The sequence below is a fragment of the Verrucomicrobiia bacterium genome (assembly GCA_035489575.1).
GTDB lineage: Bacteria > Patescibacteriota > Saccharimonadia > Saccharimonadales > JAGQNK01 > DATHJY01.
In genome coordinates this window covers 298762-325693 of record DATHJY010000013.1, presented here as the reverse complement: position 1 = coordinate 325693, position 26932 = coordinate 298762, and the positions used below count along the sequence as shown (strand labels likewise).

The following is a 26932-nucleotide window of genomic DNA, read 5'->3' as shown; positions in this document are numbered from 1 at the left end:
GTTATGGACGATGAGACAAATACACCAACCAACGACGATACATCAGTAGATAACTCCCAGCCGCAAACTGCCGGGGTGGAGATTATAGAAGGACTACATCATTCACGACAGGTAGAGCTTCGCTCTGTTGAAAACATCATGGAAGATAGCTACTTGCGCTATTCCATGAGCGTAATTATTGACCGCGCCCTACCAGACGTACGTGACGGGCTGAAGCCGGTACACCGACGCATTCTCTATAACATGAACGAGTCTGGGTTGCGTAGCACGGCGCGGCACCGTAAGAGTGCCAATGTCGTCGGAGAAGTAATGGGACGCTACCACCCTCACGGTGACTCCTCTATCTACGATGCAATGGTCCGTATGGCTCAGCCCTGGGCTATGCGATACGTGCTTATTAACGGGCAGGGTAACTTCGGTAGCATGGACGGTGATCCACCAGCTGCTATGCGTTATACAGAGGCCAAGATGGCCCGTCTGGCCGATGAAACGCTGGCAGATATAGATAAAGAAACTGTCGACTTCCGCGAGAACTACGACAATACTCGGACTGAACCAACTGTACTGCCGGCTAAACTGCCAAACCTACTGCTAAATGGACAGCTCGGTATTGCCGTTGGTATGGCGACCAACATCCCACCACACAACCTCTCTGAGCTGGTAGACGCTGAGATTACGCTCATCGATAATCCGGAGGCGAGCCTGGATGACCTGCTAGAGCACGTCAAAGGTCCTGACTTCCCAACCGGTGGTGTCATTTACGGCAAAGAATCGATCCGCACAGCCTATGCCACTGGCCGTGGCGGTGTGGTTACGCGGGGAGTTGCCGAGATTGCTGAAGGTAAAAAGGGTCGCAATCAGATTGTTATCACCGAGATCCCTTACGCGCTCAACAAAGAAAACTTAGTTCTAAAGATTGCCGAACTGGTTAACACCAAGAGAATTACTGGAGTTAGCGATTTGCGGGACGAAACAGCTCGCGGTGCGGTGCGTATTGTCATCGACCTCAAGAAAGACGCCTACCCCAAGAAACTCCTGAACCAGCTCTATAAGCTGACACCACTGCAGTCGACCTTCCACTTCAACATGATGGCACTTATCGACGGTATCCAGCCACGTGTACTGGGCCTGCAGGACATCCTGCAGGAGCATATCAAGCATCGCCAGATTGTCGTGCGTCGTCGCACAGAGTTCGAGCTCAGAAAAGCTAAGGATCGCGCACATGTCCTGGAAGGACTGAAGATAGCACTTGATCATATCGATGAAGTTATTAGGGTCATTCGTGCCAGCCAGACTTCAGAAGAAGCTCAGGCTAACCTCATAACCAAGTTCAAGCTCTCAGAGATCCAGGCCAAGGCCATCCTAGCCATGCAGCTGCGCACCCTTACGGGGTTGCAACGCCAGGCCATAGAAGACGAACTTGCCGAGCTAATGAAGCTCATCATAAGCCTAGAGGCCATTCTGGCCGACGAAAAGAAGATCCTCAAGATCATCAGGGATGAGCTACTTGAGGTTAAGAAGCAATATGGTGACGAGCGTCGCACCAGGGTCATCCCGGGCGAACTGGGCAAGATGAGCGACGAAGATCTTGTCCCTGACGAACAAGTGGTGGTCACTCTCACTTCTGCGAATTACGTCAAACGTAGCTCAATTGCCGAATATAAAAAGCAAGGTCGTGGAGGTAAGGGTCGCCGCGGTATGGTAACCAGGGAAGAGGACGTTATCGAGCACGTCGTCAATGCTAGTACACATGACTTTCTGCTCTTCTTTACAAACAAGGGTCGTGTCTTCAGGATCAAGACCTATGAAGTACCAGCTGTTGGCTTGAATGCCAAGGGGATCGCACTTGTGAATCTCTTGCAGCTTCAACCCGAAGAGACAGTTAGCTCGGTCATTAATGTCAGCAAACAAAGCAACGGTGGTAATCTCCTCATGTGTACCGTCAGGGGGGTTGTCAAGAAAACACCATTTGATCAGTACCAAAATGTCCGACAGAGCGGCCTGATAGCCATCAACCTCGACGAGGGTGACGAGCTCAAGTGGATCCGTATGACCAACGGTGATAACGAGGTGGTTATCTCGACTCAACAGGGACAAGCTATTCGCTTCCATGAGAAGGACGCACGACCCATGGGACGTGTCTCACGTGGGGTACGTGGTATACGTTTGCGAGCAGGCGATCAAGTCATTGGTATGGACGTTGTAGAAAAAGCCTCCAACATATTCGTGATCAGCCAGCATGGCTACGGCAAGCGGACAAAGATATCTCAGTTTACGCCTCACGCTCGAGGCGGGGTAGGTATTCGCTCGGCGGTGGTTAATACCAAGACAGGAAGTCTTGTAGGGGTGAAGACGCTTATCGATGATTCACAGGAAGTTATCCTGATCTCTAAACAGGGGCAGACGATTCGCCTTGGGCTCAAGAATATTCCCGAACTAGGCCGCGCAACGCAGGGCGTCCGTATCATGCGACTGAACGATGGTGACCATGTTGTCTCACTGGCACTTGTAGATAAGACTGTCATAGACGATGACGAGGAACTCGAAACCCCGTCCGTAACGGCGTAAATTGCACACTATCGTTGTAAATAGTGTGTCAGTGGTGAAAATACTTGACACAAGAGTACTCAAGAGGTTAAGATACGCGGAGTCTTTTGAGGTGTCTATGGGTGTCTCTACCGACGATTGATCGTTAAAAACTTATGTAGTGCAAATCAACGTCAGTTCAAGTGGTGCTTATATTTCGGTATAAGTCATCGCGTTTGAACTATGTTTAAACAGTAAGTTAGTTTTCTGACTGAACTTTAGGATAGATTCTTTTTTGGAGAGTTTGATCCTGGCTCAGGATGAACGCTGGCGGCGTGCCTAATACATGCAAGTCGAGCGGTAAGGTTCTCACTCTGTACTTAAAGCAATTTGAGTGTGGTGTGAGAATACACGAGCGGCGGACGGCTGAGTAACGCGTAGGAACGTACCCCAAAGTGAGGGATAAGCACCAGAAATGGTGTCTAATACCGCATGTGGTCTAAGGATTAAAGCTTCGGCGCTTTGGGAGCGGCCTGCGTATGATTAGCTTGTTGGTGAGGTAATAGCTCACCAAGGCTATGATCATTAGCTGGTCTGAGAGGATGATCAGCCAGACTGGGACTGAGAACGGCCCAGACTCCTACGGGAGGCAGCAGTAGGGAATTTTCCACAATGGACGAAAGTCTGATGGAGCAACGCCGCGTGCAGGATGAATGCCTTCGGGTTGTAAACTGCTTTTATATGTGACGATTATGACGGTAGCATATGAATAAGGATCGGCTAATTCCGTGCCAGCAGCCGCGGTCATACGGAAGATCCAAGCGTTATCCGGAATTACTGGGCGTAAAGAGTTGCGTAGGTGGCATAGTAAGTAGATAGTGAAATCCTGGGGCTCAACCCTTTAAACATTATCTAAACTGCTAAGCTAGAGGGCGAGAGAGGTTACTAGAATTCCTTGTGTAGGAGTGAAATCCGTAGATATAAGGAGGAATACCGATGGCGTAGGCAGGTAACTGGCTCGTCCCTGACACTAAGGCACGAAAGCGTGGGGAGCGACCGGGATTAGATACCCCGTTAGTCCACGCCGTAAACGATGGATGCTAGCTGTTATGCGTATCGACCCGCGTAGTAGCGAAGCTAACGCGTTAAGCATCCCGCCTGTGGAGTACGAGCGCAAGCTTAAAACATAAAGGAATTGACGGGGACCCGCACAAGCGGTGGAGCGTGTTCTTTAATTCGATGGTAAGCGAAGAACCTTACCCAGGCTTGACATCCTTGGAAGGCTTCCGAAAGGAAACTGTGCCTTCGGGAACCAAGTGACAGGTGTTGCATGGCCGTCGTCAGCTCGTGTCGTGAGATGTTTGGTTAAGTCCATCAACGAGCGCAACCCTTGTGATTAGTTGAATTTTTCTAATCAGACTGCCCCGGTAACGGGGAGGAAGGAGGGGATGATGTCAGGTCAGTATTACCCTTACGTCTGGGGCTAGAAACACGCTACAATGGCCGGTACAAAGGGCAGCCAAGTCGCGAGACGGAGCAAATCCCATCAAAGCCGGTCTCAGTTCGGATAGCAGGCTGAAACTCGCCTGCTTGAAGTTGGAATCGCTAGTAACGGTAGGTCAGCACACTACCGTGAATACGTTCCCGGGTCTTGTACACACCGCCCGTCAAACCATGAAAGTCGCCAATACCTGACGTCCTAGCTTGCCTAGGCCTAAGGTAGGGGAGATGATTGGGGTTAAGTCGTAACAAGGTATCCGTACCGGAAGGTGCGGATGGATTACCTCCTTTCTAGGGAGATTTACTAGCAGCATGCGGATTTATCCCATGTGAGCTAGGTCGATCTTGTTAAGCTGTGTCGTTACTGACAGCTTAAATATCCACTTCGGTGGACAAGATACAGTAGCGAAAACCGAACTTGACGTTGATAGCACTACAGAAGTTTTTAACTTCCAAACAAAAAAAGGACGCCAATTGCGAGAGGCGTTCTTTTTGTTTGGTCGGGTCGGTATTGTTTAACAGGGGAGTTTCAGGTACAATACGCTGGTATTTTGGGGCTGTAGCTCAGCTGGTTAGAGCGCGTCACTGATAATGACGAGGTCAGAGGTTCGAGTCCTCTCAGCCCCACCATTAAAAATTCGGGGCAATAGCTCAGTTGGCTAGAGCACCTGCTTTGCAAGCAGGGGGTCCGGGGTTCGAGTCCCCGTTGCTCCACCAAAGAAAAGAGGCGTCTACTAGACGCCTCTTTTCTTTGCAAAAGACCATACACAGTTTTTGACGCATAGAGATAGTTTAACTGTATCTATTATGACCTGCCATTGGTAGGGCATCTATAAGCTATGTCTAGTGGGATTGTATTGACGGCTAGGGTCATACTCTAGCAATACGGGGTGCTAATGATAGAGGTGGGCCTTTTAGCTACTATTCGCTACGGTGTCGGTTAAGCCCTAGATCGTCACAACTGATGAGAACAGAGTATAAACTGTAGCTTCTTTTACAGCACCAGAGGGTTGACCGCCTCTGTTATTAGTGCTAAAATGCTTGGGCTGCTTGAGTTTAGGCACGAGGCACTCGTAATAAACCGCCAAGCTTTTAGCGTAAACTCAAGTTACAGTGCTAAGAAACAAGATAGTTTTGTGGGCCGTCTTGAGTCGTATCTTAACAATTAGATTCAAATTTTGAGATTAAAGGCAAACGGCATGAAATGTTTAAAGCTGCATAAGCAGTTATCACATTTCATACTAGTGCAGTAAAACTGCACTAGGTTATTGGTAATACCAATAACTAGTCAATTGTACTTTTAGAGTCTGCAGGACTTTGTCCCGCAGGCACTAATCATTCATTGGGCTTTGCCCAACGGATGAAATCGTAAAAAGTTACTCAAGCGCACACAAGGGATGCCTTGACATAAGATACCGATGAAGGACGTGAGAAGCTGCGAAAAGCTTCGGGGAGCTGCTTACTAAGCTATGAACCGAAGATGTCCGAATGGAGAAATCCGGCTGGGGTCATGCCTAGTCATCTCAAGCTGAATATATAGGCTTGTTGAAGGGAACCGGGGGAACTGAAACATCTTAGTACCTCGAGGAATAGAAAGTAAACAACGATTGCGGTAGTAGTGGCGAGCGAATCCGCAAGAGCCCAAACTTTTTAGGTTTCTGTCTGTTAATTCAGACGGATAAGTTGATAGACGAATATCTAAAAGGGGTTGTGACATTACAAACAACCAAGACGGAGCACTAGACCTAGTCTAGAATTCCGTTTTGGAAGCAGGTGCTATCACCAACCTGCATAAGGTAAGAAATTAGCGATGCGAGCAGAATAGTCTGGAAAGACTGGCCATAGACAGTGAAAGCCTGGTATGCCAAGTTTCGCTAACCTTATATTTGTTTTGTCGAGTAGGTCGGGACACGTGAAACCTTGACTGAAGCTGGGACGACCACGTCCCAAGGCTAAATATATCTTATGATCGATAGAGAACAAGTACCGTGAGGGAAAGGTTAAAAGAACCCCGGAAGGGGAGTGAAATAGAACCTGAATTTGTGTGCGTACAAGGAGTCGGAGCCCTTCGGGGTGACGGCGTGCTTTTTGTAGAACGATCCAGCGAGTTACTTAAGCAGTGCAAGCGTAAGCCATCTGGCGGACGCGTAGTGAAAGCGAGGCTGAATAGGCCGACCATAGTACTGTTTAGTAGACCCGAAACCAAGTGACCTAACCATGGGCAGGTTGAAGCGCAGGTAAAACTGCGTGGAGGACCGAACCGTAGGGTGTTGCAAAACCCCCGGATGACCTGTGGTTAGCGGTGAAATGCCAATCGAACTTGGAGATAGCTGGTTCTCCTCGAAATAGCTTTAGGGCTAGCGTTGTACGGTAGCTGATAGGGGTAGAGCTCTGTTTCGGACTGGGGCCCGCAAGGGTACCCACCCTTGATAAACTACGAATACTATCAGTGGAACTACAGCAGTTAGAACGTCGGGGCTAAGCTCGGCGCTCGAAAGGGAAACAGCCCAGACCATCATCTAAGGTCCCCAAGTCTATGCTAAGTGGGAAACGAGGTGAGATTTCTTAAACAACGAGGATGTTGGCTTAGAAGCAGCCATTCATTTAAAGAGTGCGTAACAGCTCACTCGTCAAGAGATCTTGCGCGGAAAATGTAACGGGGCTCAAGCATAGCACCGAAGATATGGGCTTGTGTATAGCATAAGCAGATTCAACGACAGTCTTAAGAGCTCAACGGTCCACCGGCCAAAAGAAATTTTGACCAAGGGACAGGGAGCTAAAAGACTTTCTGATGGCGGAAATCAGAAGCATGGATCTGCTTATGCTATGCATGAGCGGTAGAGGAGCGTTCATATTGCATCGAAGTCGGACTGTGAGGTCCGGTGGAGCGGTATGAAGTGAGAATGCTGGAATGAGTAACCACAAGGCAGGTGAGAATCCTGCCCGCCGAAAGAGCAAGGTTTCCTGGGCCACGGTAATCGTCCCAGGGTTAGTCGGTCCTAAGCCGAGGCGCGTAGCGTAGGCGATGGACAACGGGTTAATATTCCCGTACTAGTCATACATTGTTATCAGTGCGCATCATGTTAGTAGGAGCGGATTCATGGTTATATCCGTCTAAGCAGCGTAACAACTGCGAATGAGAGGCCTTTATTGGCTGATTCTTGCGAGAGTGGTGACTAGAAAAGCTTGATAACTTATGTGTATGGCTATCCGTACCGCAAACCGACACAGGTGCTCAGGTCGAGAAGACCAAGGCGTACGAGTGATTCTTCGTTAAGGAACTCGGCAATACAGCGACCGTAACTTCGGGATAAGGTCTGCCTGGGTATGCCGCAGTGTTTCTAAGATGAACATAGAGTAACAATAGCCACTTCGGTGGCTTTTACGATACGACTCAAGATTGAGATAAGTGACATCATACTAGGGTATGTACTCTTCGGAGTACAGTACTTTAGTGCAATTGGAACCACTGCGGCATATCTAGGCCGCAGCTAAGGAGCCCACGCAACTGTTTACCAAAAACACAGGTCTCTGCTAACACGAAAGTGGATGTATAGGGGCTGACTCCTGCCCGGTGCTGGAAGGTTAAGGGGAGCGCTTCACGGTGCGAACTGAAGCCCCAGTGAACGGCGGCGGTAACTATAACCGTCCTAAGGTAGCGAAATTCCTTGTCAGGTAAGTTCTGACCCGCACGAATGGAGTAATGATGTGGGCACTGTCTCAACGAAGAGCTCGGTGAAAGTGCATTGACGGTAAAGATGCCGTCTGTCCGCAGCAGGACGAAAAGACCCCGTGGAGCTTTACTACAGTTTGACATTGGGCATAGGTGCAATATGTGTAGCATAGGTGGGAGACTTTGAAACCAAGGCGCTAGCTTTGGTGGAGTCACCGGTGAAATACCACCCTTATTGTATTTGTGTTCTTACCTCAACCGTTATCCGGTTTGGGGACAGTGTCTGATGGGTAGTTTAACTGGGGCGGTTGCCTCCTAAAGAGTAGCGGAGGCGTTCAAAGGTTGGCTAACTTCGGATGGAAATCGAAGTGATAGTGCAAGCGCATAAGCCAGCTTGACTGTGAGGCATACAGGCCAAACAGATACGAAAGTAGGAGCTAGTGACCCGTCGTATTTAACTTCGGTTATATGAAAGTGGGATCGACGACGCACACGGATAAAAGTTACCCCGGGGATAACAGGCTTATAGCGCCCAATAGTTCACATAGACGGCGCTGTTTGGCACCTCGATGTCGGCTCATCTCATCCTGGAGGGGGAGCACCTTCCAAGGGTCCGGCTGTTCGCCGGTTAAAGAGGTACGTGAGCTGGGTTCAGAACGTCGTGAGACAGTTCGGTTTATATCCGCTGTGGACGATAGGAAATTTGAGGGAATTTGCCCCTAGTACGAGAGGACCGGGGTGAACGCACCGCTGGTGTACCAATTGTCATACCAATGGCATGGTTGGGTAGCTATGTGCGGAGCAGATAAGCGCTGAAAGCATATTAAGCGCGAAACTGATCCCAAGATAAGATTTCCCTATGAGGACACTGAAAGACGATCAGTTTGATAGGCGCAAGGTGAAAGTGCGGTAACGTATTGAGCCGAAGCGTACTAATAGTCCCATTGACTTTTTACGACCTATGATCAAATCTGATAATTTTATCAGAAATGATCATAGGGAAGTACATTGACTAGTTATTGGTGAGACCACTCACCACTGTTTGCCTTTAATAATCTATCCGTGCCCAACTGCATGGACATCGTTACAATATATCATCTGTGATATATCTTACATTCATGGCTTATCATGAGTGATATATTTGGACTCGGTGCCCATGGCGCGAGGGAGACACCTGTTCCCATGCCGAACACAGAAGTTAAGCCTCGCAGCGGTTACAATACTTGGGGTTCACCCCTGGGAAAATAGCACGGTGCCGAATTATAAAAAGACCATCCGAATAGGATGGTCTTTTTCTTGTAACTTGAATTATATTTATTGACATAAGCACTGGGTGGTGTTATCATAAGCTCATTCGATAGGGATAAGAGGGTTCGGCCATGTCATGGCCGGACTCTTTTTAGCTCACTCGAGGAAGCCTCACCAAGAATCAAAGGAGTTTATATATGGCAGGTACTGCAAAGGGCGGCAAGCGCGCCGCTGAAACCAATGTAAAGAAGCACGGCGCTGACTTTTATGCACGAATTGGTGCAATGGGCGGTAAAAAGGGCAAGACCGGTGGTTTTTTTGCCAACCGTGAGTTAGCTCGCATCGCTGGCGCTAAGGGCGGCCGTATTAGCCGTCGCAGCAAAAAGGCCGAAGTTAAAGAAACTGCCTAGTTTCTGATCTATTGAAAAGTCGCTTGAGGTATAGCCTTGGGCGACTTTTTGATTTGTTTGCCACTGAGGCGATAAGGGCGGCAGAAGCGCGAGGCGCTTACGCTCCATTCGGCTAAACAGTTGTGACACTGGTACTGAGAAGAGGCCATCTGCAGGCTAACGGTCCCACATCGGGGGCAGGTACTTCGCTGGTGAAGCCAGTCTCGATAAGTGTCCAGGCAATCTTGAACGTGGTCGTCCTGAATTGTTATGCCAAGTTCTTCACCGAGCTGCTTCGCCTTGTTCCAAGCTTCAACCTCGAGTAAGACTAACTCAAGGTCATAGGCGTAGGACTGGTGATCAAGCATGGCGTGGGCGGCTTCATGAAGCAATGACCAGCTAGGCTGGCTGTCCTGGGGAAGGCTTTGGTTGTATACGACTTTTGAGTGTTGGGGGGACCAATAGAAGGCATCTCCTGCCTCAAATAAGACCCGTGGTAGGCGATTTTGTAGCTCAGCTAGCAACTGTTGCATGTTGGGCTTTCACAAGCTCGTAGCAGCCGTATATGACGGCCTCCTCGGCTCGAGCTGCTTTTACTATCGGCGGAACGGGGGTCATTGGGTTCTCGTAAATCCTGAGTTCTTCTATGAGTCGATCCTGAAATTTCTCTAGGTTGCTACCAACTCCTCCACCTATGACGATAACTTCTGGGTCAAGGCTGGCAATCAGTGTGTTAAGTCCAACGGCAACGTTTCGTGCAATCATATACCATGCCTTGGGGTCGGTAATCTCGTCTGCACGTTTACCGAACTTTTCTACTATTGCTCTCCCGGAGGCAAAATCTTCCCATTGCTCAAACCGGCCGTTATGCTCCAGGATCATCTTTCCAGGTTCTATATCTTCAAAATTTGGGTCGATAGAGCCGTCTATAACGAGCCCTCCACCTATACCGGTGCTGACCGTTACATACAGAACTTTCCGGAATTTGTCTCTGAGCAGTATTGCCTCAGATAGGGCGGCTAGCTTAGCATCGTTCTCGATCTGTACTGGACAATGGAAGGCTTTTTCAGCGTCTTGCTCTATTGGTATGTTTGTCCAGTCGAGGTTACCAAAAACTATCCCGATGCCGTTTTGTCGGTCGGGTGTCCCTGGTATCGCTACTGCAGCTCTTTGGAAATCTTTTGTTGATAATTTTTCAACATTTGCTGTCAACTCGCTTGAGAATAAGGCGTAATCTTTAGGGGTGGGAAATTTGACTTGCTCAACGATAGATCCGTCTTCAGTGAAGACGGCTATAAGCGTTTTGGTACCCCCTATGTCGACAGCTCCGTACATTACGATTAGTGTAGCATATGCACCTTTTGACCTAATAGGGAATAACAGATATAATGGTCTGTAACCACTATGTGTCTTAACGGAGCTACTTTTGAGGCTCTGTCTAAGTGCTCGGCGGAAATACATTTTTAAGGAGGCATGGAAAACATGTCAAAATCTAGCATTACTATGGACGAGTTGCTAGCGTCCGAAGATATCAAGCAGCTAAAAGCAGGTGATGTTATCGAAGGTGTCGTAACCTCGGTACACAAACACGAAGTGTGGGTAGACCTGGGGGCCAATGGCGTCGGCGTTGTTATGCGTCGCGAGATTGGTCATGGACAACAACTCGAACAGGGTCAGACCGTTGTTACGAGTGTTGTAGACCCAGAGCTTGACGAGGGCTTTGCTCTCTTGAGTATGCGTCGGGCAGCCAAAGATCGAGGATGGGACGAGTTACAGCGCGTCTTCGATGGACAAGAAATCATCGAGATTACCCCCTACGATGCTAACAGAGGTGGTTTACTTATCGAACTGGAAGGCATTCGCGGCTTTTTGCCCGTATCCCAGCTTGCAGCAGGGCACTATCCTCGAGTATCTGGTGCTGATAAGGATGAGATTCTGCAAAAACTGAACCAGCTGGTGAATCAGGTGCTTCGGGTGCGTATCTTAGACCTAAGCCGTAAAGACAATAAACTGATCTTCTCTGAGAAAGAGGCGGTCAAAGACGATATGCAAGCTCGCTTTGAAAAGTTGAAGGTTGGTGACGTCGTTGAGGGAGTTGTGACTGGAGTCATCGACTTCGGTGCATTTGTAAACGTTGATGGCATAGAAGGCCTCATCCATATTTCCGAGATATCTTGGGAACGGGTTGAGGATCCTCGTGACTACATCAAGACTGGTCAGACGGTTGAAGCAAAGATCATTGCTATCGACAAAGATCGCCTGTCACTGAGCCTCAAGCAGATGAGTGAAGACCCCTGGTTGCATGAAGTTAAAGTGTTCAAAAAGGGCGAAATTGTAGAAGGCAAAGTTACTCGGATTACTCCCTTCGGTGCATTCGTACAACTGAGCCCGGCAGTGGAGGCCTTGGTGCATGTTTCTGAGATGAGTGACGATGAAGGTGTAGATCCTGAAAAGATCTTTCAGCTTAACGAAAAGAAGAAGTTCAAGGTGCTCGATATCGACACCGAAGGTCGCAAGATTGCTTTGAGCCTCAAAGAAGCTAAATAGGTATGTAAAGTAACCGGCCGTAATTGGCTAGAGAGGAGCTAGGTATGGCGACTACAATCGAGATCGAAGATCATATCACCGTCGGCGACCTAGCTGAGAAGCTGATGCTGCCGGTTACAAAACTTATCACCGAGTTGATGAGGAATGGTGTTATGGCAACCGTTAATGAACGGATTGACTTTGATACTGCTCAAATTATCGTAGGCGAATTGAGCCTAGACATCGAATTGGTCAAGAAGGCCCCCAAAGAGGCTTCTCCCAGAGAAAAGCGGGTGGCAAGCGACAAGGCTGCATCCAGGCCACCAGTAGTTGCTGTAATGGGGCACGTGGACCATGGCAAAACAAGTTTGCTGGACGCCATAAGGGGCGCGCAAGTTGTAAAAGGCGAAGCTGGGGGTATTACTCAGCACATATCTGCCTACCAAATCGAGCACAATAAACGTTCAATAACTTTTCTAGACACTCCTGGCCACGAAGCCTTTGCTGCCCTGAGAGAGCACGGTGCGCAGCTCACTGACTTGGTTATTTTGGTGGTGGCCGCCGATGACGGCATAAAGCCCCAGACACTTGAAGCCATCCGCTTTGCGCGCAAGGCTGGAGTAAAGATGATCGTGGCCATTAACAAGATCGACAAAGAGGGTGCAGATACCAATCGCATCAAGCAGCAGCTTGCCGAGCAGGAGCTGCTTGTCGAAGAGTGGGGCGGCGATACGGTTATAGTAGAGGTTTCGGCCAAAGAGAAGACAGGTATCAGCGATCTACTCGACATGGTTTTGTTGGTCGCTGACGTTGAGGAGCTCAAGGCTGACGCTGATGTTCCAGCGGCCGGTTTGGTTATAGAGGCTCATATGGAGCAGGGGCGCGGTCCAGTTGCTATCGCACTGGTAGAGGCGGGCAGACTACGTCCTGGAGACTTTGTCGTAGCTGGTTCCAGTTATGCTCGGGTAAGGAATCTTGAGTCTGCGGATGGGAAGGCCCTTAAAGAGGCGGGCCCCTCTACTCCAGTCATCATTACGGGATTCAAAACTCTTCCCCAATTTGCCGATGAGTTTGTTGCTGTAAAAGATGAAAAAGCTGCTCGTCAGGCCTCCCAGCTCTCAGCTTCTCAGAGAAAAGATGGCAACAATGGCCACATCAACAGCACAGAACTTATTCGGATAATAAACAGAACCAACAAAGTTACAGAACTAAACATTGTTGTAAAAGCTGATGTGCAAGGTTCGCTTACCTCTGTGCTTGATAGCCTAAAGGCACTCGACACCGAAGAGGTTGCCGTGCGAGTTGTGGGTTCCGGAGTAGGTAATATTAACGACACTGATCTCCATTTGGCACAAACAAGTGGAGCTATCATCTACGGCTTCAGCATCTCGCTGCCAACTAGCATAAAGCAACTTGCTAGTCGTGACCGGATACAGATTAGATTGTACAGTGTCATTTATGAATTGATCGACGATGTTAAGCGAGAGCTTGGTGAGCTTCTTGCCCCTGAGATTGTTGAAACTGATCTTGGACGGTTGGTGGTGCGTGGGATATTTAAATCCACTAAGACAGATATTATCTGCGGTGGCGAGGTTACCAAGGGTAAGCTTGTCTCTCCCTCCTTGGCCAAGGTCCTGAGGGACGGTGAAGTGTTAGCTGAGGTTGAGATAACCAATCTTAAGCGCGGTCCACAGGACACTAATGAAGTCTTTGAGAGTGAGATGTGCGGAGTAAGCCTTAAAACTTCTGCACGCTTGGATCTTCAAGAAGGTGATCATATCGAAGCCTTCACCAGAGAGACAATTGTTCGTTCGTTGTAGATATGATATAAGAAAAAATTGCCATGGAAGATGATCGCTACATGCCGTCTGAAGTAAGCTTGCCTCCTGTCATACCCGAGGCTTCTGAAGATTTTTCGGATGTTGCTGACTACTACTCTGGAGCCCAGCCTGAGTCTGAGATAAATCTAGAAAAGAATGTCTCTGTGAACGAGCTTGTAACGGAAGGTGTAAAGAAGCAGCCGGAAGTGGTAGGGTACAGGATACTAAGTGCTGCAGACAGGGGTGAGCCAGAGGCATTACGTCAAGAAAGGCGTCAGGAGGTGAGGCAGGATGAGGTGGCTCAAGGTTATGCATCACAAGTTGGTGATATCGCCGCAGGCGCACCCTTGAGACAGCCGGGCTTGCAGGGTTTCACGCCTCCCCAAGCCGCTCCGCCGTTAACTCTAAGCGGCTCGATGCCTGCTCCTTCCCAGGGTAGCAGCTATGTTTCGACTCCCTCACTATACAGAAAGTCTATCGTAAGGGGCTTTGTAGCCGGTATTATAGTGTTAGTATGTGCAGCCTTGGTGCTACTCATTGCATAAGTTGATACAATTATTACCTACAGAAAGGAACCGCAATGTTTAAGCTAGACGATAACCTGCTGAAAGAACTTGGTCTGGGAGATTTGCCTGCAGAAGAAAAGAATCGAATGCTTGCGCATATCTATGAAACTCTGGAAATGCGAGTTGGTATGAAGCTAGCCGAGAGGATGACCAACGAACAGCTGGATGAGTTTGAGGGCTTCATAGATAAAAATGACGAAGCTGGCGCGCTGAAGTGGCTTGAATCGAACTTTCCAAACTATAAACAAGTAGTTGCAGATGAACTTGCCGCACTTAAGGAAGAGATCAGGCAAGCGGCGCCTCAGATTGTTGCAGCGAGTGTTCAGGCTCAGCAACAACTTCCACCCCAGCAGCCACCCGCCGCAGCTTAGCTCACTATAATAAGTGTTTGTGGCCAGCTAGAAAGGCCTGGGCAGTCATTTCAGATTTGCCGGCTGGTTGTAGCCGTTCAATATGCAGTATGCCATCAGAGGTGGCTATTGCAATATCTCCGTCAACAGTAGCAATGTCAGCGGGCTGGCTTTGGGGTAGACTGCTCGCAGTCGCATGAGCTTTGGTGACTATGACGTCTTTGTTCGCTAATGTGGTGCGGCTACGTGGCCACTCAGCGTATGCGCGAATCTCTCGCTCTAGGTTTGCTGCCGGCTTGTTCCAGTCGATAGCGCCGTGGTCTTTTGATATCAAACTGTCGTATGTTGCGCTCTCTTCGTCTTGGGGTAGGGCAATTATGCTCCCGTCAAGTATGCCGGGTAGCACCTCGAGGAGCATCGATAGGCCTACGGATAGCAATGTATCCGCGAGTTCTTGCTTGGTTTCGTTTCCTACGAGCTCTACCTCTGACTGGGCGTAAATCGGCCCAGCGTCCATTGCCCTTACGAGCTTCATGACAGAGACACCTGTTTTGGCGCTGCCATCCAGTATGACGCTTTCAAGAGGAGTCGGCCCCCGGTGTAAGGGCAGGAGAGACGGGTGTATGTTGATGATGCCACGGGGAAATATATCTATTAGCTTCTGGGGCACTATCTTGCCGTAGGCAATCAATACACCCGCTGCAGCATTGTAATCTTGAAGGCGCTCCAGGATGTCCATCGGCTTTTCAGAGAGTATAAGGGGTATGTTGTGCTCCCTGCAGACCTCCTCTATTTCAAGATGGCGGGACTTTCTGGATTGACCTTGCTCAAAGTTAGAGACCACCGCCTTGACCTCGTAGCCGGCTTCGATAAGGCCACGTAGGGTTGGCACGTGCGTTGTTACGCCTGTGGCAATGCGTTCATTACCAAAGAATACTATTGTTTTTGACATCTTTTTCATAATCGAGTGCATCCAGATGGCCTTCTTCGGTCAGTCTAAAGAATGCCTCTGGTTTATCTTTAATGTGATCAATGAAAACGATTCCGTTTGTATGATCAATCTCGTGCTGGAACACCCTGGCCAAGAATCCTTCGGCGACTACTCTGATCTGCTTGCCGTTGAGGTCTAAGGCGCTAATCCGGACTTTTTGATAGCGGGGTACTTTGCCATAGATATCTTTAACGCTCAAGCAGCCTTCGAAATCTTCCTCTACCTTGCCCTCAAACTTGGTGATCTTTGGGTTTATAAACGCCTGGAAGGTGCGATCTGACTTGTCGTCAAAGTTATTGCGGACTACGACTACCCGGAGGGGTAGATCGATCTGAATGGCTGCAAGCGCGACACCAACCTCGTGTTTACGGCTATCCTCCCAGTCTAGCGTGGCGTCTTCCATGTCTTTGACAAGTTGCTTGATATCGCTGGTAATAATGCCCACCTTCTGAGAGCGCTGTCTCAGGTGATCGTGTGCAAGCGTAATAATATCCCGTTGAGTTTTTCCCATTTGACTAATAGTATCAGAGAAGATTCGTGGGGTCGATGTCGTAGGAACAGTTTTGTGGAAGCGTGCGGATAATATCAATCAAGGTTGTCCTTTTTTTAGACTTCACCACAAGCTGCCAGTTATAGCGATTATTGGTTTTCTCTAGAAATGAAGGCGCCGGGCCAATGACTTGGACGTCCCTGAAGCTTTTGCGCAAGCCATGGCCAATCGACTCGCAGCTTTGTCGCGCTGCGGAGAGGCTCGCTCTACTACACGTGATCTTCAATAAGAAGCAAAAGGGAGGGAAGTTATATGTCTGCCTTTCCTTGATCTCGCAATCGTAAAAGCTGGCGTAATCTTGCTCTATCGCAGCTCGCAATATGGGGTTGTCGGTATGGTGGGTCTGTATAACGGCTAGTCCGCTTCGGTGGCCTCTCGTAAGTCTTCCGAGCGCCTGCGATAGCAGCTGATATGTTCGCTCCTGGGCGGTATAGTCCGGGAAGCTCAGACTGGTATCAGCCTGAATAATGCCAAGGAGGCCTAGTTTTGGTAGGTCTAGACCTTTGCCGAGCATTTGGGTTCCCACCAAGATGTCCACGTTGCCGGCTACTATATTTTCGTAATGATGCTCCATTCGGTCGATTTTAGGTAGGTCACTATCGAATCGCTGTATGCGAGCTTGCGGGAATAGGCGAGCTAGTTCGGTGACGAGTGCTTTGGTGCCAATAGATTTGAAATTGATGTCAGTACTACTACACTCAGGGCATGACGAGGGCGGATTCTGTCGGAATCCGCAAGTGTGACAGAGTGCTGAGTGCATGTCTGCATGGTATGTCAGTGGCAGATCACAGCGTGGGCAAACCGCCTCCCAACCACAGTTCTGGCACAAGATAAGCCGGGCCGACCCACGTCTATTCAGGAAGACTAATGATTGCTCCTCCTTCTGGATTGTATGTGAAATTCCCTCAATGAGAGTGTTAGAAATCCATGGAGAACGATTAAATTGCTCACGCTTTTTTAAGTCAATAATTACAACATCTGTTTTTTGTTCGCTATCAAAAAGTGCAGGCTGAACCATTCTGATGATTGATAATTTCTTTTGTTTAAAGAAGTAGTAGTCTGCCAGAAGGGGGGTGGCGCTGCCAAAAATAAGCTGTGCTCCGTGTAAGCTTGCTAGCCGTGCCGCAACACGTGTAGCCAAGTAGTGTGGAGCTTGCTCTTGTTTGTAGGCGGTTTCATGAAATTCATCCAGCACAATCAGTCCTATAGATTTGAGTGGGCAAAAAAGAATCGATCGGGGTCCAATTACTACAAGTGGCTTAGTAGAAGTCAGGATAGAGAGCCAGGCATTGCGTCTCTGGGCGACGGTCATCTCTGAGTGCAGTACCACAACCGATCCTGGGAAGTACCGATGTACACTCTGCGCCAGTTGGGGGGTAAGGCTAATCTCGGGGGTTAGAAGCAAGACACTCTTGTCGCGCTTTAGCTGCTGGTCGATGAGTTCTATATAGACACGTGTTTTGCCGCTACCGGTGTTACCATGCAGGAGAGCGGTTCGAAGGTTAGGCTGATTGATGTCACGGATTGCTTGAGCCTGTTCGGTGGTGAGGGCAGGGGGAGTGAGAGGCTCTGGAAACTTGGCTACTGTCTTTGCGGTTTTTGCCCTGCTCTTTGTGGTAAGCGTGCCAGGAAGTGCCAGAGAAGTTATTTGGCCCAGGGGTGCCGGGTAGTAGCTATGTACCCACTGCATGAGTTCAATGATCTCTGATGGGATGGGCTCTTCATTTAGTGTATCTCTGATAGGTTTTGTTTTGAAACTGGGCTTCTTAACTTCTGAGAGTACTACAGCAACCACCACCTGTCTTTGTAGCTCGACAGTTACTAGGGTGCCTTTTGCGAACGCAGCTTCATGGGAGTAAGTGAGGGAACTCTCCCCGTGGTACCTCTGGCTTGCAACCCAGACCTCGTAATATCTCATGACCACATTATAAGTTTTATTGGAAAAATATGTTGAAAGACCATCAGTTGTCGCGTATACTTCAGTTACGTTGTCCTAATAACAATAGAGCTTATGTTAGATGTATTTATAACTTCACGAGTACGGCGGAAAATCATAGTGGTTTACGCCAAATATCCCGATTTTAAAACCCATGTTCGTGGGCTTGCAAAGCTTATCAAAGAAGATGCTGGGAATATTCAGCGTGAGCTAAAAAGGCTAGAGAAGATAGGGTTTCTTATTTCTGAACGACAGGGAAACACCAAAATATATCACACCAATAAACACTTTGCGATCTTCAAAGAACTACAAAGCATAGTGTTGAAGTCACAACGCATGAATCAAAAGAAGCAGCAGCCCGGTTCTTAGCTTTCAATCTTGCATATCTATCCCTGTTAAAGTACAATTAGGCCCATGATACAAGTTACACGCAAAGATTCGAAAGAATCCATTGAGAACGTTCTGCGTCGATTTACTCGCAAAGTTCAGCAGGCTGGAGTTGTCACAAAGGCAAAACAGGCACAATACTTTGAAAAACCAATGAGTAAGCGCGAACGCCGCGAGAAGGCTATTTTACGTCGTGAGCGTAAGTCTCAGAAGCTAAAGAAGATTAAGCTCGGCCAAAAATAACGTCGTCTCAATAGCAGATGCTGCCCGAGGAATCTGGCAGCATTTTGCTTTTAGGATGAGCTCTTTGGTACACTAGGGATGAATTATGAGTTTGAAGGAACGGATCGATTCAGATTTGAAAGCTGCCATGCTTGGTGGCGACAAGACGCTTGCAACAACCCTGAGGGGTCTCAAGAGCGCTATTCTGTATGTCGAGGTTGCGGAGGGCAAGAGGGAACAGGGGTTGGCAGACCAAGAGATTGTAGGCGTGTTACGCAAAGAGGCAAAGAAACGCCAGGAAAGTGCCGAATTGTTTGATCGTGGCGGTAATCAAGAGAAGGCTGTGGCCGAGCGGCATGAGCTGGTGGTCATAGAGAACTATTTGCCCGCCCAGCTATCGGACGAAGAAATAGGGAAGCTCGTAGACAGGGCTATCGATGACGTTGGAGCTGCAACTTCTCAAGACATGGGGCGAATTATCGGAAGGGTAAAAGAACTAAGCAAGGGAGATGCGGACGGTGGGCGCATCGCTGCTGCGGTAAAACAGAGGATTTCAGGATGATTATTTTTATGGGTGTTGCTGGTTCTGGTAAGAGCGTCCAGGGGAGGATGTTAGCAGACGAGCTTGCCCTGCCCTGGCTATCTACTGGTGAGTTCCTCCGTATGCTGGTGTCTGGCGAGCGACGCAAGGATATGCTAGCGGGAAGGCTGTTATCTGATAGGGAGATTATAAAACTTGTCCAAAAAATATTTGCGATGATTGATGTACATGAGGAGTTTATTCTAGACGGTTTCCCTCGGACGGTTTCCCAGGCGGACTGGCTCCTTAATCAGCACAAGCATGGGCAGCTTGATGTTACTGCGGTTATCCATCTTACTGTAGATCAGCAAACAGTACTTGATCGACTCCTGAAGCGTGGTAGACAAGATGATCATAAAGAGGCTATCCTCGAACGTTTTCGTGAATATGAGGAGGTGACGAGGCCAATTCTCGATCATTTTAGAGAAGCTCGGGTGCCAATTTTTGATGTAGATGGTGCTGGTGACATAGAAGCTATCCACGGCCAGATCAAGAAAGATATATCATCAGTCAACTAGTGTCATGCAAACAAAAGTAAAAACAACTCAAGAGATCAAGGCTATGCGTGAAAGTGGTCGACTTCTGGCGACAGTGCTCGCCACTCTCAAGCAGGCGATTCAGCCGGGTATGACTACTAAGGATTTGGCAGAGATTGCTAAGAGCGAACTGCGTGGTACGGGTGGTACGCCAACCTTCTTAGGAATGTATGGCTTCCCTGATGTGCTGTGTGTCTCGGTGAACGACGAGGTGGTGCATGGTATCCCCACCGCCAAAAGGAAAATTACTGACGGTGATATTGTGAGTATGGACTTTGGTGTGACCTACGAGGGTATGATTACTGACGGTGCTGTATCTGTTGTCGCAGGCGTTGGCCCGGCTAACAGGTTGAGACTGGTCCGTGATACCGAAGCTGCATTGTATGCTGGTATCTCTATTCTGAAAGATGGTACGCGTGTCGGAGACTTGTCGAATGCCATAGAGCAAGTGCTTAAGCAGGCTGATTACGGTATAGTTCGGGATATGGTGGGCCACGGGGTTGGACATGAGCTGCATGAGGAGCCAAACATTCCCAACTACGGTAAAGAAGGGACGGGACCCGTCCTGAAAAAAGGTATGACTATAGCCATAGAGCCCATGGCTACCCTTGGTGACTTCCGGGTTTTTATTGATATCGATGGCTGGACTGTAAGGACCAATGACCGTTCATTTGCAGCCCACTTTGAACATACGGTACTTATTACCGACACGGGCTCAGAGATTTTAACGAAACTCTAGATCCCGAGTGCCGTTTCATTTGTAAGGTGTAACGATAAGCGCTATACTGCCAACATGCGCGAATCTTCGCCAAGCCACTTTTTTGGGCTCGATATTGGCACGAGCTCTGTTCGCTGCGTTATTGGCATGGTTGATCCTAATGACCCCGGCCACCCTTCCATAATCGGGCATGGTAGCGCTGCTAATATTGGCATGCGTAAGGGTGTAGTTGTACATATTGATGATGTTATTGAATCGGTGGTGCAGGCGGTTACCGAGGCGGAAAGATTATCTGGAGTGCGTATTGAGCGCGCAACAGTCAATGTAAATGGATCGCACGTGACGGGTATGAATTCTAGGGGAGTGATTGCTATCAGCGCGGCTAACCGCGAGATTACCCCTGAGGATCGTTTTCGGGTGGAAGAGGCAGCCACCATTGTTCAACTTCCGGCTAACAGAGAGATTATCCAGGTATTTGCCAAAAATTATCGGCTTGATGGGCAAGACAATATCAAAGACCCGGTGGGCATGCAAGGGGTGAGGCTTGAGGTAGACACGCATATCGTAACGGCGTCGACTCCCAGTATGAAAAGCTTGGATATCGTTCTAGACAAGGCACGAATTGCTGCTACAAATCATACGGTCTCGAGTCTTGCGGCCGCGGAGGCTGTTCTGGCTAGACAACAGAAGGAGTCCGGGACCTTGCTTATCGACATGGGTGCCGGGACAACAAATATTGTTGTCATAGAAGACGGAGAGGTACAGCATGTCGCCGTTCTTCCCATTGGAGGCCTACACATAACCAACGACCTCGCAATCGGGCTTAGAACCGATCTAGATGTCGCTGAGCTGGTAAAGATTAATCACGCCACCTTAGAAGCCAGCCAAAAGAAAGGGACTTTGACCGTTCGTCATAACGAGAAGTCACACACGTTTGAGATTGATGATGTTCGAATGATTACCGAAGCGCGCGTGGAAGAGTTATTTGAGTTTGTAGACAAAGAACTCAAGAAGATTCAGCGCTCCCGTAAGCTCCCTGGTGGAATCGTACTGGTCGGCGGCACAGCGAAGCTTCCTGGTATTGCTGATTTTGCAAAAGAGAAGCTTCAGCTGGCTGCCCGAGTTGGAGAGCTCCAGCCCCTGGGCGGCTTGGTTGATATCGTGCAGGACCCTATGTATGCGTCCGCCGTGGGGCTCATGTTGCTTGATATGCTGCTTGTTCCCGACCAAGACAAGTCCGCTGCCAGCCAGCCCAACACGAGTGCCTTTGGGCTCATTGACGGGCTTCTAAAACGAATGAGGTCCAGGAAGTAGAACCTCGCCTAGGGGTCTGCAAGGGTTTGGTCTCATATGATATACTCCTTGCTATAACGACAGAGAGGATATCCTTAGATGCCACAAGTTGCACCAGCTATAGAGACTTTCGCACGCATTAAAGTAATAGGTGTGGGCGGTGCCGGTGGCGCAGCCATAAATCGGATGATAGAGTCCGGCGTTGATGGTGTTGAATTCATTGTAATTAACACTGACGCACAGGCCTTGCACCACTCTCTGGCACAGAAAAAAATTAACATCGGTAGTGAGACAACTCGGGGTTTGGGCGGTGGTGCCGACCCAGCAACGGGCCAAAAGGCTGCCGAAGAATCTATTGAAGAGATCAGAAAAGCCGTTGAAGGTGCTGACATGGTGTTTATAACCATTGGTGCCGGGGGCGGAACTGGCAGTGGTGCGGGGCACGTGGTTGCCAAGGTTGCCAAGGAAGCGGGCTCTCTCGTTGTTGGTTTTGCAACAAAACCCTTTGCCTTCGAAGGTGACAAACGTCGACGTAACGCAGAATCTGCCATAACTAATCTGAAAGATGCCGTAGACACCCTTATCGTCATACCTAATGATCGTCTGTTACAGACGATTGATCGTCAGACTCCCTTGCTCGAAGCTTTTAAGGTAGCAGATGATGTACTTCGCCAGGGTGTGCAGGGTATATCTGATCTTATTACGGTTCATGGGCTGATCAACCTAGACTTTGCCGATGTAAAAGCGGTCATGAAGAATGCTGGCTCTGCCCTTATGGGTATAGGTCGTGCAAGTGGCGAAGATCGAGCCATCAAGGCTGCCCAGCAGGCTGTTGAATCGCCGCTACTGGAGGTGTCAATTGATGGTGCCCGTGGTATTTTGTTCAACGTTATTGGTGGCATGGACATGTCCATGCATGAAATTAACACAGCTGCAGAGACTATAACTACAGCTGCCGATCCGGACGCCAATATCATTTTTGGTGCCACCATAAATCCCGAGCTAGAGAATGAGCTTATTATCACTGTTGTGGCTACGGGCTTTGATGCCGCCTACTTTACAAATCGCTCCGCTTCATCTGATCCATCTTCTTCTAGCGGTATGACAACGTCTGTTGACCCGCCCAGGTCAGATGATACTGTCATCAAAGATATTGATATGGACCTGGACGAGCCCTCCAAGGCGGAGGAAGCTTTCCAGAATGAAAAACCTATGCCTAATATCTGGACACTTGATCAGGATACAAAAGAAGTTGAAACCAACGAGGTAGCTGCACAAGATGCGTCATCGAAGTCTCAGGCCTTTGTGGGTTCGAATGAAGAAGAGGAGCTAGAGAAGCCCTCTTTCTTGCGCAGATTGAAGAAGCGTCGACAAGAGGGCCAGGATGAAGATTCCACCCCTGTTAACAGTGATAAAAAAGCGTAAATAATACACCAAATTTTTGCTTGCAAAACGCTATAGGTAGAGTTAATCTATACAGTATAGACACTATATATAGGATGAAATATACAGTGGTCGTACGTTCAGATGAATAAATGTTTTACACATCTATGAACGTTCGGATGATTGAGGGCCAAAACAAATACATTGTTTTAAAAGCAAGCATGAGCTGGCTGTCTCTGGATCTCCACGGTTGTAGAGTAAGCAAGGAGGTATGCAAATATATGAAATGCAGCCAATGCCAGCAAACGGAGACAAAGGTAATTGAATCTCGTGACGTATCAGATGGTGAGGCCATCCGTCGGCGAAGAGTTTGCACAAACTGTCAGTATAGATTTACTACCTATGAGCGACTGGAGCGTCCTCAGATAATAGTAGTAAAGACTAACGGAACTCGTGAACTCTTTAATCGTGACAAGTTACTTGCTGGGTTGTATAGGGCTTCCGAGAAAACTCCTGTAACGAGTTTGCAGCTCGAGCGTTTGGTAGCAGATATCGAACAGCATATATACGCATGTGGAGAGCAGGAGATGCCAAGTACAAAAATAGGTGACATGGTGATGGAGCGACTCGCACCCCTTAACGAGGTAGCCTATGTGCGGTTCGCAAGTGTATATCGTCGCTTCAAAGATATCGCCGGATTTGAGAAAGAACTTCTGCAAATCCGCGAGCGCAAGGTCGGTTCTGTCAAGGCATAACCTTGACGGCTCCCCCTAGAGCCTGCTCCATAGGCTTTGGGGGGAGCATCAATCGAATCGACGTTTGAGAGCAACGTAGAGGCGAGAGACGACTCTAACAAAAACCTTAATAAAAATATAACAATGGGTGGCCGAGAGAACGGCATATTCTTGGGGCCGCGTAAAAGTGAGGGTAGGTGTATGGCACAGATAGCAATATTAGGTCGGAGGCGCTTATTGACGCCCCCTAAGAGCAAGGGATACGATCAGCTCAAATGGGTTAAGCGCGATTCGGTTATTATGAATCCAATGACGGGCAAGCCTGTCTTTGAGCAAAAGGACGTTGATTTCCCCGAGGGATGGTCCCTGAACGCTATCAACATCGTTGCCCAAAAATATTTTACCGGTACTCCGGGTACTGATGGACGAGAAAAGTCCCTAAAGGACTTAATCGATCGTGTAGTAGATACGGTGACTCGGCAGGGTATGCAAGAGGGTTACTTTGAGTCGGACGCCGAGGCAGAAGACTACCGTGAGGAGCTTAAATATATCTTGGCCACTCAACGCGCGGCTTTTAACTCTCCGGTCTGGTTCAATATAGGCGTACCTGAGCGTGCTCAGCAGGCAAGTGCTTGTTTCATCTTGGCCGTTGAAGATACTATGCCCGCCATTCTGAATTGGTACAAAGAAGAGGGAATGATCTTCAAGGGTGGCTCGGGATCAGGCATCAATCTTAGCTCTATCCGGTCGTCGGCCGAAGAACTCGGCAAGAGTGCTGGTACTGCCTCTGGCCCCATGAGTTTTATGCGGGGTGCTGATGCATCTGCTGGTGCTATTAAGAGTGGCGGCAAGACTCGTCGTGCGGCTAAGATGGTTATCTTGAATGCTGATCATCCGGACATTGTGGAGTTTATTTGGGCCAAGGCAATAGAGGAGCGTAAAGCTCGTGTACTGAGAGACGCTGGATTCGATATGGACCTGGACGGTAGAGACTCATTCTCTGTCCAATACCAAAATGCCAATAACTCTGTTCGGGTCACTGATGAGTTTATGCGAGCAGTCGAGAACGATAAGGACTGGGACCTGAAGGCAGTGACTACCGGCAAGACAGTGAGGACCGTAAAGGCTCGTGATCTTTTCCGGCAAATCTCTGAATCTGCCTGGGAATGTGCCGATCCTGGCATGCAATTCGACACGACTATCAACAAGTGGCACACCACGCCGAACGCTGGACGCATTAATGGCAGTAACCCGTGCAGTGAATATATGCACCTGGATAACTCTGCGTGTAACCTGGCATCTATCAACCTCTTGAGGTATCTGAATGACGACGGAAGTTTTGATATCAAGTCTTTCATTCATACGGTAGAACTTATTTTTACCGCCCAAGAAATATTGGTTGGTTACAGTGAGTATCCAACAGAGAGCATCAATAAGAATGCCAGAGCTTATCGTGAGCTAGGGCTTGGCTATGCGAACTTAGGAGCCCTTCTGATGGCTCAAGGCCTGCCCTATGACTCTGATGAGGGTCGAGCTCAGGCTGCGGCTATAACGGCCCTTATGACCGGCCAGGCGTATGCCACGAGCGCAAAGATTGCTAATCGGGTCGGTCCATTTGCTGGATTCCATAAAGATCGCGAGGGAATGCTCCACGTGCTCCGTATGCATCGTGAGGAAGTCTCAAAGATTGACGCCAGCCTGGTTTCCGAGGAACTACTGAGTGCTGCCGCCAGCGCCTGGGATGAAGCTGTTGAGCTAGGTGAGCTCCACGGTGTACGAAATGCGCAAGCAAGTGTGCTGGCTCCCACGGGAACGATTGGACTCATGATGGACTGTGATACAACTGGTATCGAGCCAGACCTTGGTCTTGTTAAGCACAAGAAGCTGGTAGGTGGCGGCACGATGAGTATCGTCAACCAGACAGTGCCACGTGCACTAAAAGTACTCGGCTACAGCAAGTCCGAAGTTGACGATATCATCAGCTATATTGATGTAGAGAAAACAATAATAGGCGCTCCACACCTCAAGGAAGAGCACAAAGATGTGTTTGCTTGCTCTATGGGTGATAACCCTATCCACTACATGGGCCACGTGAAGATGATGTCAGCAGTACAACCATTCCTGTCTGGCGCAATTAGTAAGACAGTTAACATGCCCGAAGAAGCCACTGTAGAAGAGGTTGAGAAGCTGCACATGGAATCTTGGAGGCTAGGCCTCAAGGCAGTTGCGATCTACCGCGATAACTGTAAGGTTGCGCAACCACTCTCTATGGCGAAGAAAGAGGGTACTAAAAAGGACGAGCCAGTATCTTTGGCGGAGGTGCTCAGTGACCGAATCATAGTCAAGGGCGCAGTGCGTCGTGAGCTGCCAAGAGTGCGCGCTTCAAAGACCTTCTCTTTTACCGTTGCAAGCAGTCACGGCTATGTAACAGTTGGTGAGTACGAGGATGGTACTCCAGGCGAGGTCTTCATACACTTTGCAAAGCACGGTTCAACGCTATTAGGTATCATGGATTCCTTTGCGATATCGGTCAGTCATGGCCTGCAGTATGGTGTGCCGCTTAAGACATATGTGAGATCACTTACGAGTACCAGCTTTGCCCCTGCCGGCATAACTGATGACCCAGAGATTCGTACCGCATCTTCGATCATTGACTACATATTCCGGCGCCTAGCCCTGAGCTACTTGTCGTTTGACGATAGGCTTGAACTGGGACTGGCGTCTATGGACGATATGCCCGAGGAGCAAGTAAGTTTGCTTGAGGTAGGAACGCCAAGGGCGGATGAGGCAGTAGCGGTAGAGATCCAGCCGGAGCCAATCATGGCCATACGACCCCAACCTATACAAGCCGCCCGCCAAGCGGTGGCTGACAGCGGTACAGGTCACCAGGATGACGCTGCGCCCATGTGCTACAACTGTGGCAACCAGACGCAGAAGGCAGGAAGCTGCTATGTCTGTACGAGTTGCGGCAGTACAACAGGCTGCTCCTAGGCCCTAGTCGAGG

General features: G+C 48.9%; 19 protein-coding genes, 2 tRNA genes and 3 rRNA genes. 20 read left to right on the top strand and 4 right to left on the bottom strand.

Features of this window, described 5'->3' with window-relative positions; all coding sequences use genetic code 11:
- Positions 1-3: 3 nt before the first annotated feature.
- The 7 genes from gyrA (at position 4) to VK694_07385 (ending at position 9357) form a co-directional block, all read left to right on the top strand.
- Complete coding sequence (gyrA, locus tag VK694_07415; GenBank protein ID HTE58542.1) at positions 4-2568, top strand: DNA gyrase subunit A; 2565 nt, start codon at positions 4-6, stop codon at positions 2566-2568.
- Between the two features lie 250 nt (positions 2569-2818).
- Positions 2819-4317 (top strand): 16S ribosomal RNA (locus tag VK694_07410).
- A gap of 262 nt (positions 4318-4579) precedes the next feature.
- A tRNA-Ile gene (locus tag VK694_07405) sits at positions 4580-4656 on the top strand.
- Positions 4657-4666: 10 nt separating this feature from the next.
- Positions 4667-4743: transfer RNA gene (locus VK694_07400), tRNA-Ala, on the top strand.
- Between the two features lie 652 nt (positions 4744-5395).
- Positions 5396-8656: ribosomal RNA gene (locus VK694_07395) — 23S ribosomal RNA — on the top strand.
- A gap of 189 nt (positions 8657-8845) precedes the next feature.
- Positions 8846-8960: ribosomal RNA gene (rrf, locus tag VK694_07390) — 5S ribosomal RNA — on the top strand.
- The 16S, 23S and 5S rRNA genes sit together here with 2 tRNA genes alongside, the layout of an rRNA operon.
- Positions 8961-9144: 184 nt before the next feature.
- On the top strand, positions 9145-9357 hold the full coding sequence (locus VK694_07385; protein ID HTE58541.1) for a hypothetical protein: 213 nt from the start codon (positions 9145-9147) through the stop codon (positions 9355-9357).
- Positions 9358-9849: 492 nt separating this feature from the next.
- Here the strand turns inward: VK694_07385 and VK694_07380 are convergent, their stop codons facing one another.
- Entirely contained in the window at positions 9850-10671 is an 822-nt protein-coding gene (locus VK694_07380) for an ROK family protein (GenBank protein ID HTE58540.1), read from the bottom strand.
- 147 nt (positions 10672-10818) lie between these two features.
- Between VK694_07380 and VK694_07375 the strand changes: the two genes are divergently transcribed.
- Genes VK694_07375 through VK694_07360 form a run of 4 tightly spaced genes read left to right on the top strand, consistent with a single transcriptional unit; the run spans position 10819 to position 14619 of the window.
- Positions 10819-11883 (top strand): S1 RNA-binding domain-containing protein, encoded by a 1065-nt coding sequence (locus tag VK694_07375; GenBank protein HTE58539.1) that lies wholly within the window; start codon positions 10819-10821, stop codon positions 11881-11883.
- 44 nt (positions 11884-11927) lie between these two features.
- Positions 11928-13682: a translation initiation factor IF-2 gene (gene infB, locus VK694_07370; protein HTE58538.1), complete on the top strand. Its 1755-nt coding sequence runs from the start codon at positions 11928-11930 to the stop codon at positions 13680-13682.
- Positions 13683-13705: 23 nt separating this feature from the next.
- Complete coding sequence (locus VK694_07365; GenBank protein ID HTE58537.1) at positions 13706-14227, top strand: hypothetical protein; 522 nt, start codon at positions 13706-13708, stop codon at positions 14225-14227.
- Between the two features lie 35 nt (positions 14228-14262).
- The gene (locus VK694_07360; protein ID HTE58536.1) at positions 14263-14619 is read left to right on the top strand and encodes a DUF5663 domain-containing protein; all 357 of its coding nucleotides are present in this window, start codon (positions 14263-14265) and stop codon (positions 14617-14619) included.
- Between the two features lie 4 nt (positions 14620-14623).
- Here the strand turns inward: VK694_07360 and fmt are convergent, their stop codons facing one another.
- From fmt to priA, 3 genes are read right to left on the bottom strand one after another with little or no spacing between them, the layout of a single operon-like run.
- A complete protein-coding gene (gene fmt, locus VK694_07355; protein HTE58535.1) occupies positions 14624-15550 on the bottom strand; it encodes a methionyl-tRNA formyltransferase in 927 nt (308 codons plus the stop codon).
- The gene (gene def, locus VK694_07350) at positions 15522-16100 is read right to left on the bottom strand and encodes a peptide deformylase (protein ID HTE58534.1); all 579 of its coding nucleotides are present in this window, start codon (positions 16098-16100) and stop codon (positions 15522-15524) included. The genes fmt and def overlap by 29 nt, the downstream gene beginning before the upstream one ends.
- A gap of 13 nt (positions 16101-16113) precedes the next feature.
- Positions 16114-18057 (bottom strand): primosomal protein N', encoded by a 1944-nt coding sequence (gene priA, locus VK694_07345; protein HTE58533.1) that lies wholly within the window; start codon positions 18055-18057, stop codon positions 16114-16116.
- 93 nt (positions 18058-18150) lie between these two features.
- Here priA and VK694_07340 point away from each other — a divergent pair, with 93 nt between their 5' ends.
- The 9 genes from VK694_07340 (at position 18151) to VK694_07300 (ending at position 26919) form a co-directional block, all read left to right on the top strand.
- Positions 18151-18444 carry an ArsR family transcriptional regulator gene (locus VK694_07340; protein ID HTE58532.1) on the top strand — a complete coding sequence of 98 codons (294 nt, stop codon included), beginning with the start codon at positions 18151-18153 and terminating at the stop codon, positions 18442-18444.
- 45 nt (positions 18445-18489) lie between these two features.
- A complete protein-coding gene (gene rpsU, locus VK694_07335; protein HTE58531.1) occupies positions 18490-18705 on the top strand; it encodes a 30S ribosomal protein S21 in 216 nt (71 codons plus the stop codon).
- Between the two features lie 85 nt (positions 18706-18790).
- A complete protein-coding gene (locus VK694_07330; protein HTE58530.1) occupies positions 18791-19246 on the top strand; it encodes a GatB/YqeY domain-containing protein in 456 nt (151 codons plus the stop codon).
- On the top strand, positions 19243-19782 hold the full coding sequence (locus tag VK694_07325) for a nucleoside monophosphate kinase (protein ID HTE58529.1): 540 nt from the start codon (positions 19243-19245) through the stop codon (positions 19780-19782). The genes VK694_07330 and VK694_07325 overlap by 4 nt, the downstream gene beginning before the upstream one ends.
- A 4-nt stretch (positions 19783-19786) precedes the next feature.
- Positions 19787-20539 carry a type I methionyl aminopeptidase gene (gene map, locus VK694_07320; GenBank protein ID HTE58528.1) on the top strand — a complete coding sequence of 251 codons (753 nt, stop codon included), beginning with the start codon at positions 19787-19789 and terminating at the stop codon, positions 20537-20539.
- Between the two features lie 54 nt (positions 20540-20593).
- Positions 20594-21832, top strand: coding sequence for a cell division protein FtsA (gene ftsA, locus VK694_07315; GenBank protein ID HTE58527.1), 1239 nt, complete (start codon positions 20594-20596; stop codon positions 21830-21832).
- A gap of 78 nt (positions 21833-21910) precedes the next feature.
- Positions 21911-23236 (top strand): cell division protein FtsZ, encoded by a 1326-nt coding sequence (ftsZ, locus tag VK694_07310; GenBank protein ID HTE58526.1) that lies wholly within the window; start codon positions 21911-21913, stop codon positions 23234-23236.
- Positions 23237-23475: 239 nt separating this feature from the next.
- Positions 23476-23949 carry a transcriptional regulator NrdR gene (gene nrdR, locus VK694_07305; protein HTE58525.1) on the top strand — a complete coding sequence of 158 codons (474 nt, stop codon included), beginning with the start codon at positions 23476-23478 and terminating at the stop codon, positions 23947-23949.
- 180 nt (positions 23950-24129) lie between these two features.
- Positions 24130-26919, top strand: coding sequence for a vitamin B12-dependent ribonucleotide reductase (locus tag VK694_07300; GenBank protein HTE58524.1), 2790 nt, complete (start codon positions 24130-24132; stop codon positions 26917-26919).
- The last annotated feature ends 13 nt before the right edge of the window (positions 26920-26932 follow it).

What these genes read in the sequence shown, in the direction of transcription:
- ftsZ (HTE58526.1), top strand. Translation starts at nt 21,911, where the DNA reads ATGCCACAAGTTGCACCAGCTATAGAGACTTTCGCACGCATTAAAGTA.
- VK694_07330 (HTE58530.1), top strand. Translation starts at nt 18,791, where the DNA reads ATGAGTTTGAAGGAACGGATCGATTCAGATTTGAAAGCTGCCATGCTT.
- VK694_07300 (HTE58524.1), top strand. Translation starts at nt 24,130, where the DNA reads ATGGCACAGATAGCAATATTAGGTCGGAGGCGCTTATTGACGCCCCCT.
- infB (HTE58538.1), top strand. Translation starts at nt 11,928, where the DNA reads ATGGCGACTACAATCGAGATCGAAGATCATATCACCGTCGGCGACCTA.
- def (HTE58534.1), bottom strand. Translation starts at nt 16,100, where the DNA reads ATGGGAAAAACTCAACGGGATATTATTACGCTTGCACACGATCACCTG.
- VK694_07380 (HTE58540.1), bottom strand. Translation starts at nt 10,671, where the DNA reads ATGTACGGAGCTGTCGACATAGGGGGTACCAAAACGCTTATAGCCGTC.
- nrdR (HTE58525.1), top strand. Translation starts at nt 23,476, where the DNA reads ATGAAATGCAGCCAATGCCAGCAAACGGAGACAAAGGTAATTGAATCT.
- VK694_07365 (HTE58537.1), top strand. Translation starts at nt 13,706, where the DNA reads ATGGAAGATGATCGCTACATGCCGTCTGAAGTAAGCTTGCCTCCTGTC.
- VK694_07375 (HTE58539.1), top strand. Translation starts at nt 10,819, where the DNA reads ATGTCAAAATCTAGCATTACTATGGACGAGTTGCTAGCGTCCGAAGAT.
- VK694_07360 (HTE58536.1), top strand. Translation starts at nt 14,263, where the DNA reads ATGTTTAAGCTAGACGATAACCTGCTGAAAGAACTTGGTCTGGGAGAT.
- rpsU (HTE58531.1), top strand. Translation starts at nt 18,490, where the DNA reads ATGATACAAGTTACACGCAAAGATTCGAAAGAATCCATTGAGAACGTT.
- gyrA (HTE58542.1), top strand. Translation starts at nt 4, where the DNA reads ATGGACGATGAGACAAATACACCAACCAACGACGATACATCAGTAGAT.
- VK694_07325 (HTE58529.1), top strand. Translation starts at nt 19,243, where the DNA reads ATGATTATTTTTATGGGTGTTGCTGGTTCTGGTAAGAGCGTCCAGGGG.
- VK694_07385 (HTE58541.1), top strand. Translation starts at nt 9,145, where the DNA reads ATGGCAGGTACTGCAAAGGGCGGCAAGCGCGCCGCTGAAACCAATGTA.
- ftsA (HTE58527.1), top strand. Translation starts at nt 20,594, where the DNA reads ATGCGCGAATCTTCGCCAAGCCACTTTTTTGGGCTCGATATTGGCACG.
- fmt (HTE58535.1), bottom strand. Translation starts at nt 15,550, where the DNA reads ATGTCAAAAACAATAGTATTCTTTGGTAATGAACGCATTGCCACAGGC.
- map (HTE58528.1), top strand. Translation starts at nt 19,787, where the DNA reads ATGCAAACAAAAGTAAAAACAACTCAAGAGATCAAGGCTATGCGTGAA.
- priA (HTE58533.1), bottom strand. Translation starts at nt 18,057, where the DNA reads ATGAGATATTACGAGGTCTGGGTTGCAAGCCAGAGGTACCACGGGGAG.
- VK694_07340 (HTE58532.1), top strand. Translation starts at nt 18,151, where the DNA reads ATGTTAGATGTATTTATAACTTCACGAGTACGGCGGAAAATCATAGTG.